This window comes from Achromobacter maghribensis (assembly GCF_057334215.1).
This window is the reverse complement of the sequence record NZ_JBHFII010000055.1, coordinates 133451-145302: the sequence shown is the minus strand read 5'-3', so window position 1 is coordinate 145302 and position 11852 is coordinate 133451. Positions and strand designations below refer to the sequence as shown.

Sequence of the window (11852 nt, the reverse complement as noted above, 5' to 3'; positions counted from 1 at the left end):
GGCGACACCAGCACCGCTGAACTGACTATCACCATCAACGGCCAGACCGACGGTCCGCCGGTTGTCACGCCCGAAGACGGCGACGGCAACGTCACTGACGCACACAACAGCGTGGTTGAAGCCTCTGGCGAGACCGTCACCGGCAAGGTCACCGTGTCTGCGGAAGCTGGCGTCGCCGGAGTGAGCGTTGGTGGCCATGATGTCACCAATGCCTCCACGACCCCTGTCGTCATCACCACCGACAAGGGCGTGCTGACCATCACCGCCTATGACGCCACGACCGGTGTCATCACCTACTCCTATCAGGAGACGGGTGGCGCTGACGATCACACCGCTGGCGATGACTCGGTCAAGGACAGCTTCACCGTCACCGTCACCGACGTGGCCGGTATCGCCACCAGCAATGACCTGGTCATCCAGATCATTGACACGGCGCCGGTTGCCAGAGGCGACGAATCTTCCGTGACGGAAGACGCCACCTCTCCGATCACGGGCAACGTGCTCACCAACGATACGTTGGGCGCGGACACCAGCACAGTCGCCATCACCACCGGCGACGCCAAGTACGGCACGCTGGTCGACAACGGCGACGGCACCTGGTCCTATCAGCTGAGCAACGGCTTGCCCGCCGTTCAAGCCTTGGGCAACGGCGACACGCTGACCGAGACCATCCGCTACACGATCACCGACGCGGACGGCGACACCAGCACTGCTGAACTGACCATCATCATCAATGGCACCAACGACCTCCCGGTCCTCCAGGCTCACACCATCCAGATCCTGGAAGACCAGACCGCGATCGGCAATGTGCTTACCGGCGCCTCGGATGCCGAAAACGATACGCTGACCGTCACCGAGTTCTCGATCAACGGGACGAAGTACGACGCAGGCAGTGTCGCGGCCATTGCGGGCGTCGGCACGATCATCGTCAACGCCAACGGCGGTTATGTCTTCACACCCGACGCAAACTGGAATGGAGTCGTTCCGCAGGTCACGTACTCCGTGACGGACGGCACGGACACGACCTCCTCCGTCCTGGATATCGGCGTCCTGCCCGTCAACGATGCGCCGGTCTCGCAAGATGCCTCGGGCAACGTCGCGGAAGGCCAGGACTACGTCTTCGGCACGGACGACTTCGCGTTCTCCGACCCGGTGGAAGGCAATGCGATGGAGTCGCTGATCATCGACTCTCTCCCGTCCGGCGGCACGCTGCTTCTCAACGGCCAACCGGTTACCCAGGGCCAGGAAATCAGCGCCACGGATCTCGCGGACGGCAAACTGCTGTTCCGGCCTGACGCTTCCAACGTCGGCGAAAACGCAGGCTCGTCCTTCGAGTTCCGCGTCAAGGATTCGGGCGGCACCACGAACGGCGGCCAGGACACGTCCGAACAGCAAACGTTCAAGCTGCACGTGGACCAGTTTGTCGGCGGCAACAATACCGATGACACGGTCAAGGGAGGCTCCGGCAACGACGTGCTGCTGGGCGACCAGGGCGGGCTGCAGCAGAACGTGACGCCGGGTACCAGCTACAACATCGCACTGGTGCTGGACCTGTCGGGCTCGATGGGTTACGACTGGGGCTTGGGCTCCAACCGCGAAACGCGACTGGCGACGGCCAAGAAGGCGCTGCGTTCCCTGCTGGAAAACCACCTGGTGGACCACGATGGCACGATCAACATCTCGTTGGTCACGTTCGCGGGCAGTTCCAGCACGCTGCAGACGTCGATTTCCGGCCTGAACCATAGCAACCTCGACCAGATCGTCAACAAGATCATGGGCTTGTCCGCCGACGGCGGTACGCCTTACGGCGCTGCCTTCAACAAGGCGACGGATTGGTTCGCCGACCAGCCCTCCGTGGATGCCAACGGCCAGCCCTACAAGAATCTGACGTTCTTCCTGACGGACGGCGAACCCAGCTCTGAAGCCTGGTACAACCGGGATACGGAGTTTGGCAAGCTGGCCGGCGTCAGCGATGTCCACGGCATTGGCATCGGCGACGGCGTGTCGGTATCCACCCTGGACAAATACGACAATACGGGCGCTACCTTCACCAGTGGTGGCTGGACCGTCGCGACCTTCAACAACACCCCTGGCGTGAACAACTCCGCGAATTGGGAGAAGAGCGGCACGGGGTCGGTCTCGAACTCCAGCAACAAGATGCGCATCATCGATACGACGTCGGACGGCTCCCCTGTTACCGTGACGATGGCCGAATCGCACAAGATGGTCGTGACGGCCACCTCCGGCGCTTCGTTCGGATTCACGGCTACCTTGGGCAACCAAAGTGCCGGGGACACCTTCGAATGGCGCTTGCTGAAACTGGTCGACGGCGTATGGACGGTGGCCGAAAAGGGCACCCAGGCCGACACCGTGACGCAGATCCATGGTCCTGGTGAGTACCGCTTCGAGTTCGTCGTGAATGACAAGAGCTCGGGCAGCGGCACCGGCCAATTCCGCGTCGATATCGACGATATCCGAACGTACACGTCGGGACGCACGGGCGCGTCCCAGGTTGTGCACGACCCGTCTGATCTGGAATCGGCGCTTGTCGGCGGCAGCACGACCAACGAATTGGCGGCAGTCGGCAACGACAAGATCTTCGGCGGCGACGGGGCGGACATTCTGTTTGGCGACGCGGTCAACACGGATCTGTTGCCGTGGGGTGTCGACGGCAACCCCGTCAAACCGGCCGATTTGCCCAACGGGTCTGGCCTGGATGCGCTCAAGGAGTTCCTGCTGCTGAAGGACGGTACGCAGCCCACGGATGCCGATCTGCACAAGTTCATCTCGGAAAACCACGCGATCTTCGACGTGCCGGGCGACACGCGCGGCGGCAATGACGAACTGCATGGCGGCTCGGGCAACGACATCCTGTACGGCCAGGGCGGCGACGACGTCCTGTACGGCGATGACGGCAACGACATCCTGTACGGCGGCACCGGCAAGGACACGTTGCACGGCGGCGCCGGCAACGACGTCCTGATCGGCGGCAAGGGCGACGACATCCTGTATGGCGAGGGCGGCAGCGATACGTTCAAGTGGGAATTCGGCGATCAAGGCACCACGGCGCTGCCGGCGGTGGACGTGATCAAGGACTTCTCGAATGCCGGAATCGCGGACGGCGGGGACGTGCTGGATCTGAAGGACCTGCTGCAGCACGAGACTGACGGCACGCTCTCGCAGTATCTGCACTTCTCGCAGGATCCCGCCAACAGCGCCAACACGATGATCTCGATCAGCACCACGGGCCAGATCGGCCAGGGCGCGGACCAGAAGATCATCCTGGAAAATGTCGACCTGACGAATGGCGGCACGCTCACGGACCAGGCCATCATCACCGACCTGCTGCAGAAGGGGAAGTTGAACGTCGACCACAGCTAACCCCTCGTACCCCTGGGGCGGGTCCGCAACGGCCCGCCCCAGGACGCAGGCATTTTTTAAACAGGGATGTCTGCGAGAGTCGGAAAAATGTGAAAATCCGTTTCATGTCCTCGACTCACCGTTTCCGCGGCATGCAGACCCTGTGCCGACTGGTGTTGCTATGCCTGGCTTGCGTCTGGGGCGGCAGTTTCGCCCTGGAGGTCAGCACCGACCGGCTGCAAAGCCTGGCGGCCAGCCGCTATGGCGCAAAAGGCGCGAAATCGGTGGGAAGCTGGTTGCAACTGCTGCGCAACCCGCCACCCGCCCAGGAACGCGACAAGCTGACGCTTGCAAACGATTTTTGGAATCGCGCGCTGCTTTCGGGCGAAGACACGACCATCTGGGGGCAAGCGGACTACTGGGCCACCCCGCTGGAATCGCTGGGCAAAGGCGCTGGCGACTGTGAAGACTACGTGGTCGGCAAGTACTTCACCTTGCTCTCGATGGGCGTCCCCGCCAACAAGCTGCGCTTCATCTACGTCCGCGCACGCATCGGCGGCCCCGCCAGCAGCAGCCAGGTTGCCCACATGGTGCTTGGCTACTACGAAACCCCGAATGCCGTCCCGCTGGTGCTGGACAGCCTGATATCAACCATTCTTCCGGCGACGCAGCGTCGCGACCTGACGCCGGTCTTCAGCTTCAACGCCGACGGCGTCTACGTTGACGGCAAGCCCGCCGCGCCGGTTGACCGACTCAGCCGCTGGCGTGATCTACTTCAACGCATGGAACGGGAAGGCATACGCCCCTGACGGCCGGAAACAAGACTATGTCCATACTTCGACAGCTACTGCTCAGCGTTACCCTTGCCATCGGCGTCATCCTGCTGGGCACCTTGGCGCTCAGCGTCAACTCGGCGCGCGAATACCTGTCGGGCCAGTTGCAGGTGCAGAGCACCGATGCCGCGGTGTCGCTGGCGCTGTCCTTGTCGCAGCCGGCCAATAACGACCCGGTCCTTCAGGAATTGCTGGTGTCGGCCCTATACGATGGCGGCCATTTCTCGCTGGTACGCCTGGCGGATCCAGACGGCAAGGTGCTGATCGAGCGCAAATCCGACGCCACGCCCAAGTCGGTTCCCGGATGGTTCCAGAAATTGGCGCCGCTGGACACGCAACCCGCCAGCCATGCCGTCAGCGACGGCTGGCGCCAGATCGGTGAAGTCACGCTGACCGCCAACGACGCTTATGCCTGGGAAGCCTTGTGGCGCAGCAGCCTGAAGATGATCGCGCTGGTCGTGGGCGCGGGCGTATTGTGGGCCGTGTTCGCGTTTGTGCTGGTGGGCTGGATCAAGAACCGCTTGCTGCGCGAGATCAGCGACCATGTTCGCAGCATTGGCCGGGACACCCCGCCCGAGCAGGTCGAGGCCCGCGTGCCCGAGCTGTCCGGCGTCGTGCAGGCGTTGAACCAGACCCGTGAGCGCGTGTATGCCAGCGTCGAAGAACAGAACGCCAAGATTGAATCGCTGGAACTGGAACTGAACCAGGACCCGGTGACCGGCCTGCCCAATCGCAAGTACTTCGTCAACGAGTTCCGGCGAGCATTGGAAGCGCCGGCTACGGCCGTGGGCCAGCCGGGGTCGCGGTCGATTGCCGGCGGGCATGTGCTGGTGTTCCGTCAGCGGGATCTGGCCGACCTGAACCGCCACATGCCGCGCGAATTCATCGATCAATGGCTGCGCGCCGCATGCCAGCGCATTCAAGGCACGCTGCAGCGCCTGAACGTCGCGGCCCCGCTGCTGGCCAGGCTGAACGGTTCCGATTTTGCGCTGCTGCTGCCGGGCTGCGCGGCGCCCAAGGCAATGATGGTCGCCGAACAGTTGCGGGCGGACCTGCATGCTTCGCGCATCCCGGTCGGTGAAGGCCATCTGTGCCGCTGGGCGCAAGCCATGACCGACTACGGCTCGGGCAATCAGGCCGGCCCGGTGCTTGCGCGCCTGGATTTTGGCTTGATGCGGGCGGAAAGCGCCAACAACGACCAGGTCGTGATCGCTGGCGCGACCGATATGCAATCGCCGTCGGAATCGGGCGAACGCGCCTGGAAAGACGCCATCCTGACCGCGCTGGAAAAGGACCAATTCGAATTGGCGACCGAACCCTTGGTCGCTGCCGACGGCAGCAAGGTGCGCACGGAAGCCATGCTGATGTTGCGCACGGCCCCGGACCAGGTCGCGATTCCCGCCACCTTGTTCATCCCGCCCGCGGTGCGGCTGGATCTGGTGGCCGAATGCGATCTGGAGTCCGTGCGCCTGGGCGTGGAATGGCTGGTGGCCCACGAAGGCGAGCTTGCCGTCCGGGTCGCCCTGCCCTCGTTGCGAGGCCAGAAGTTCTTCCGCCAGCTGGCGCTGTTGCTGACGGAACACCGCGGACTGGCCCCGCGCCTGTTCCTGGAAATCGACGCCCACGGCCTGGTGGAATGCCATGAGCAGATCGCCACGCTGGCGCGCGTAGCGTCGGAATTCGGGGCACATATCGGCGTGCGCCGCCTGGCGCAGCAATTCGGCGCCGTGGCGCAGCTGCACACGTTGCCCTTGTCGTATGTGAAGTTGGGTGGCGGGTTTGTGGGCGGGATGTCGCAAAGCCCCGGCAGCCAGCAATTGACGGCTTCGGTGCTGGAAACCGCGCGCACCTTGGATATCGCGGTCTACGCCGAAGACGTGCCCGACGCCGAAACTCGTCGCATCCTTTCCAGGCTGGGTATCAGCATCATGCGCGGCCCGGGCGTGGAACCCGGGGCCAGCGCACCCTGACAGCAGCGCAACGCTACTTCTTGGCTTGCTGATACAGCGGCATCACCTGCTGCGCGGCGGCCTGCAAGTCGGTGATGCGCGACGCCGCCGACGGGTGCGTGGACAGGATTTCCGGCGGCGCGTTGCCGCTGTCGGCCGCCCCCATCTTCTGCCACAGCGTCACTGCGGCGCGCGGGTCAAAGCCCGCCCGCGCCGCCAGTTCCACGCCCATCCGGTCGGCTTCGGTCTCGTGCGTGCGGCTATTGGGCAAGGTGAACATCACACTGGTGAGTTGCCCGCCCAGATCGGACGCGACGTTGGAACCCGTGGCAATGGACAGCACCTGCAAGCCCAGGTTGGTGGCCATCTGCTGCGAAACGCGCTCACGCGCATGCTCGCGCAGCGCATGGGCGATCTCGTGGCCCAGCACGGCGGCCAACTCGTCATCGGTTGGCTTGATCTTGGAAATCAGGCCCGTGTAGACGGCGATCTTGCCGCCGGGCATGCACCACGCATTGATCTCGTCGCTGGACAACACGTGCACTTCCCACTTCCAGCCTGACGCGTCGGGCCGGAATATTCCGGCCTGCGCGATCAGCCGCTGAGAGATGGCGCGCACCCGGGACAGCTGTTGCGCGTCGCGGTCCAGCAAACCCTTGGCCTGAGCCTGTTTGAGGATGTCGGTGTATTGCTGGCTGGCCTCTTGCTCCAGCGCCTCTGACGGCACAAGGCTGGACATGTACTGCGTGCGGTTGACGCCAACGGCGCCGGACTGCGTGGTATTCATGCCGGAACAGCCCACCAGGGCTGCCAGCAGAAGCGTCACGGCCGTGCCGCGCAATAGATGACGTTTACGGTTCATGTCGGTCTCCAGCAGACGATGGCAGGAACGGGGACGCCCGTCAGTCAGAGCGGATCGCCGCACTGTCCGCGATGGCGCAATGCGTGGTCGATCAGCACCAGGGCAAGCATGGCTTCAGCGATGGGTGTCGCGCGGATGCCGACGCAAGGGTCATGACGGCCCAGCGTCTGCACCATGACCGGATCATTCGCACGATTGACCGAGCGGCGTTCGACGCGGATGCTGGACGTGGGCTTGATGGCCAGCGACACGGTGATCGGCTGGCCCGTGGAAATGCCGCCCAGCACGCCGCCGGCATGATTGGTCAGGAAACCGTCGGGCGTGATCTCGTCGCCGTGCTCGGAACCGCGCTGGGCGATGCTGTCGAAACCCGCGCCGATGGACACGCCCTTGACGGCATTCAGGCCCATCATCACATGCGCGATGTCTGCATCCAGGCGATCGTAGATGGGTTCGCCCCAACCGGCCGGCAGGTTCTCGGCCACGACTTCGATCCGGGCGCCGACGGAATCACCGTCCCGGCGCAACTGGTCCATATAGGCTTCCAGTTCGGGCACGACCTCGGCATTGGGCGCGTAGAACGGATTGTTGGGGACTTCATCCCACGACACGAACGGAATCGCGACCGGGCCCAACTGGCTCATGTAGCCGCGCACTTTCACGCCGTACTGTTCGGCCAGCCACTTTTTGGCGATGGCGCCAGCTGCCACCGTGGGCGCGGTCAAGCGCGCGGACGAGCGGCCGCCCCCGCGCGGGTCGCGCACGCCGAACTTGCGCCAATAGGCATAGTCGGCATGCCCCGGACGGAACGTATCGGCAATATTTGAATAGTCTTTGCTGCGCGCGTCGGTGTTGCGGATCAGCAGGCCGATCGGCGTGCCGGTGGTGACCCCTTCATAGACGCCAGACAAGATTTCGACCTGGTCGGCTTCCTGGCGCTGCGTGACGTGGCGCGACGTGCCAGGGCGGCGGCGGTCCAGTTCAAGCTGGATATCAGCGGCGTCCAGGGGCAGCCCCGGGGGGCAGCCATCCACGACGCAACCGATGGCCGGCCCGTGGGATTCGCCGAAGTTAGTAACGGTAAATAGGGTACCTAGGGTATTGCCGGGCATAGGGAGTCAACAGGTCGGATTTGCAAGCAACCCCGATTATGACACCGCCGAAGCCAAAGCCTGGATTTCCGATGCGGGCGCCGGGCGTCCCAGCAGGAAGCCCTGCATCTCCCGGCATCCCAGGGACTTGAGGATTTCGCGCTGGCCTTCGGTTTCGACGCCTTCGGCCACCACTGGCAGGCGCATGGCTTGGCACAACCCGAACAGCGCGGACACGACTTCGCGACTGCCGGCGTCGGACTCCAGCGCTGAAATGAAGCTGCGGTCGATCTTGACCCAGTCGATGGGCAGATGGCGCAGGTGGTTCAGGCTGGAATACCCGCAACCGAAGTCATCCAGCGCCACGCCGATACCCTTGGCACGCAACGTATTCAGTATCTTCACGTGCCGCTCGTAGTGCAGGATGAAGATCGATTCCGTGATCTCAAGCACCAGTTTGTGCGGCGACAGCCGGCTGGCCGCCAGCACGTCGGCTACCAGTTGCACCAGCCCTTCCTCGTTCATCTGCTTGACCGACAGATTCACGTGAACCCGCCAAGCCGGCGGCCATAACGCCGCCTGCGAGCAGGCCCGCTCCAGAATCCAGGCGCCCAGCGGAACGATCAGGCCGCTACGCTCCGCCAACTCGATGGTGACTGCGGGCGAAACACTGCCCAATATGGGGTGATGCCAACGCAACAGGGCCTCGCAGCCCTGCACGACTCCGGTCCCGCTATCGCACACCGGCTGATAGAACAGTTCGAACTGCTCCATGGCAGGCGTCGTCAAAGCCAGGCGCAGATCGTTTTCCAGGCCTTGCTGGTCTCGATGCCGCGCCAACAGCCGGAAATCGAACAGATTCCATCCCGGGCCGCCCCGTTCTTTCAGCGGAACCATCGCCACCTGCACGCAGCGTTGCATTTCTTCCACAGTACGGCCGTGCTCGGGATACAACGCCGCCCCCACCCGGAAGACGACAATCAGGGGACGCCCCCCCAATTCATACGGGGCGTTCAAGTCCTCAAGCAGCTTGGCCGAGACTTGGGCAGCGCCCACTTCGTCCACCTCAGGCACGCATACCGTAAAGCTGTCGACTCCGGTACGCGCGACCATGCCGCCCAACGTACGAGTGATCAGGCCCAGGCGGTTGGCCACCTGCACCAGCAGCGACCGGTCTTCACCGGCGCGCAGCATGGCGCTGATTTCGGCGTATTGCTCAAAACTGACCAGGAAAAAAGCGCCATGGCGTGCGGGCCCTTCCGTCTGCCCCAGCCAGGCGCGCGCGCGGCGATGCAGCTCCTGCTGGCTCAGGACGCCGGTCAATTCGTCGCGCGTCAGCCGTCGACGCAAGGCACGTTCCCTGCGGACGAAAAACACGCTAATCGCCGCAAGTGCACCTGCGAGCATCAGGCACAGTGCGAGCAGGTAACTCTCACGCACGGAGCCCCCTATCTAGAAACCCCTGGCGTTGCGGTCCGAGAAAGAACCCAAGGGCTGTAACATTTTTTAAATTATGCATTGTTTTCGCAAAAAAACGCCACACTTCAGAGGCAACGCGCCCCTTTTCCTTGAAATCCTAAGGCCCTTTGCTTGCTCGTGGATGGTCATATCGGTCCGTGGATAGCATTCGCTGGCCGGTCCATAGATCCATGCCCTACCCTTACTACGACAGCCAAAGCCCAAAAATTAATACGTCCTGTCTCAATAGTTCTCAACGCGGGCAGTGATCACGATCGAAATAATTGCACAGGTCGTCAGATGTCGTAGTGAATTTCGTAATATTCTGTACGTTATGTGACATGCCGAATTACAGTGTAAGCGGCGCCACTGAGGTATTAGTAACGTGTGTCACGTTTCTTATCCAGGCTTTTTCCCGTTGGACGCGTTCGCAGCCCGACGTCCCCTTTCATCGGCCGCCCGGCAACGCTCCCCGCGAGCAGGCATGCCGTCCAAAAAGGGAACCCCAAACACATGTCGACATTCCGCCGGTTATTTTTTTGCACAGCCCTTCTGATCGGCTTCATCCTGCTCGGCGCCCAAGCGCTGGGGATGCTTGCCGCTCATCGCTATCTCAGCGCGCAAGTCACGCAGCAGAGTGAAGGCGGCGCCAGCGCGTTGGCCTGGGCGCTGTCCCACGCCACGTCCAGCCCGACAGACCGCTCGACCCTGGCGAACGATCTATTCGAACAAGGGCTGTATGCGCTCGTGCGCATCACGGATGAAAGCGGAAATATTGTCGCCGAACACCAAAAGCGCCAACACGCCGTAGCTCGAGACGGGAATTGGCGTAATGCGTGGTTGAACGTGCAGGCACCGGCGGTGTCGCGGCCCTTCGGCTCGGCTGACGGCAGCGCCCGAGGCACCGTCACGGTGCAGGCGGACACGCGGTTGGCGCGCGACACGCTGTGGCAAGGCGGCGTGCGGATCCTGGGCCTGGTGCTTGGGGCGGGCGTCTTCTGGGCACTATTCGCCCTGAACCTGGTACGCTGGATCGAGACCCGGACGTCGCGCGACATTTGCGAGCGCGTGCGTGCGCTGGACCCGGGCAACCACGCGGCGCTGACAGGATCGTGCGAATTGGCCGGCGTGGACCAGGCGCTGGTCGACGCGCAGCGCCGGGTGGCGGCCACGGTCGAAGAACAGAACGCAAAGATCGAATCCCTGCAAAGCGAGATCTACCGCGATACCGTTACCCGCCTGCCCAACCGCAAGTACTTCGTCGATCAGTTCAGGTCGGCGTTGACGGACAAGGCGCCGGATGCCGGCGGCCACATCCTGATGTTCCGCCAGCGCGATCTGGCCGAGATCAATCGGCATTTGTCGCGCGCCTTTACGGATCAATGGTTGCGTTCGTCATCCGACCGCTTGCGCAAACTGATTGAGGAATTCGGTGGGCCGTCGGCGCAGATCGCGCGCATCAGCGGGTCGGACTTCGCGTTGTTGATGCCCAACACATCCGCGCCGCAGGCCAGCCTGCTGGCAGAGCGCGTCCGCCGAGAACTGCGATCGCTGCGCGTGCCGATGGATAAGTATGGCTGGTGCCGGTGGGCCCTGGCCATGACCGCTTTCGCCCCCGGCGACAACATGAGCGATACGCTGGCCCGGCTGGACCACGCCTTGATGTGCGCCGAAAGCGCGGACGACGACCAGATCACCCCGGCAAGCCAGGCCGCCGACAGCACGCGTATCGGTGAATACAGTTGGCATGACGCCCTGGCGACCGCCCTGGAACAACACCGTTTTTCACTATCGATCCAGCCGCTGCACGCGGTATCGGGCGCATTGCTGCACCACGAGGCCAGCCTGACCCTGCATGACGCGTCGGGCGAAGATCCCGTGCCGGCATCCATCTTCATGCCGCCCGCGGTCCGCTTGGGCCTGTCCGCCGAATGCGACATCCAGGCCATTCGACTGGGCCTGGATTGGCTGTTCACCCATGCCGGAGCATTGACTGTTCCGCTATCGCTGGCCTCGCTGGCGCAAACATCCTTCCTGTCCAGGCTCGGCAGGATGCTGGCCGATCGTCCGGTGTTGACCCAACGCTTGATCGTCGAAGTCGATGCCGCCGGGCTGGTTGAACAAGGCGCGGACTTGCGCCAACTGTGCGACATCGTCACCCAGGCGGGCGCCCGGATGGGCATATCGCGTCTGCCGCAGCAGTTCGGTGCGATGGAACATCTGCACGAATATCCCGCGTCGTACCTCAAGCTATGCGGCAGTTTCATCACCGGTCTGTTGCACAGCCCCGGCCGCCCGC

At 63.4% G+C, this 11852-nt stretch carries 7 protein-coding genes; 4 read left to right on the top strand and 3 right to left on the bottom strand.

Annotated elements, in window-relative coordinates; translation table 11 throughout:
• The 3 genes from ACE039_RS24395 to ACE039_RS24385 form a co-directional block, all read left to right on the top strand.
• The coding region (locus ACE039_RS24395) for an Ig-like domain-containing protein (protein WP_485823540.1) at nucleotides 1–3381 on the top strand (3381 nt) is incomplete at its 5' end.
• A 104-nt stretch (nucleotides 3382–3485) separates the two neighbouring features.
• The gene (locus ACE039_RS24390; RefSeq protein WP_485811603.1) at nucleotides 3486–4169 is read left to right on the top strand and encodes a transglutaminase-like cysteine peptidase; all 684 of its coding nucleotides are present in this window, start codon (nucleotides 3486–3488) and stop codon (nucleotides 4167–4169) included.
• 17 nt (nucleotides 4170–4186) lie between these two features.
• A complete protein-coding gene (locus ACE039_RS24385) occupies nucleotides 4187–6163 on the top strand; it encodes a bifunctional diguanylate cyclase/phosphodiesterase (protein WP_485823539.1) in 1977 nt (658 codons plus the stop codon).
• Between the two features lie 13 nt (nucleotides 6164–6176).
• On the opposite strand, the gene ACE039_RS24380 is transcribed toward ACE039_RS24385, so the two are convergent.
• Genes ACE039_RS24380 through ACE039_RS24370 form a run of 3 tightly spaced genes read right to left on the bottom strand, consistent with a single transcriptional unit; the run spans nucleotide 6177 to nucleotide 9535 of the window.
• On the bottom strand, nucleotides 6177–7004 hold the full coding sequence (locus ACE039_RS24380; RefSeq protein WP_448708844.1) for a M48 family metallopeptidase: 828 nt from the start codon (nucleotides 7002–7004) through the stop codon (nucleotides 6177–6179).
• Between the two features lie 44 nt (nucleotides 7005–7048).
• A complete protein-coding gene (gene aroC, locus ACE039_RS24375) occupies nucleotides 7049–8116 on the bottom strand; it encodes a chorismate synthase (RefSeq protein WP_485823538.1) in 1068 nt (355 codons plus the stop codon).
• Between the two features lie 36 nt (nucleotides 8117–8152).
• A complete protein-coding gene (locus tag ACE039_RS24370) occupies nucleotides 8153–9535 on the bottom strand; it encodes a putative bifunctional diguanylate cyclase/phosphodiesterase (protein ID WP_448708846.1) in 1383 nt (460 codons plus the stop codon).
• 609 nt (nucleotides 9536–10144) lie between these two features.
• On the opposite strand from ACE039_RS24370, the gene ACE039_RS24365 reads away from it, so the two are divergent.
• Nucleotides 10145–11852 (top strand): EAL domain-containing protein (locus tag ACE039_RS24365; protein ID WP_485823537.1); only part of this gene is annotated, 1708 nt, incomplete at its 3' end.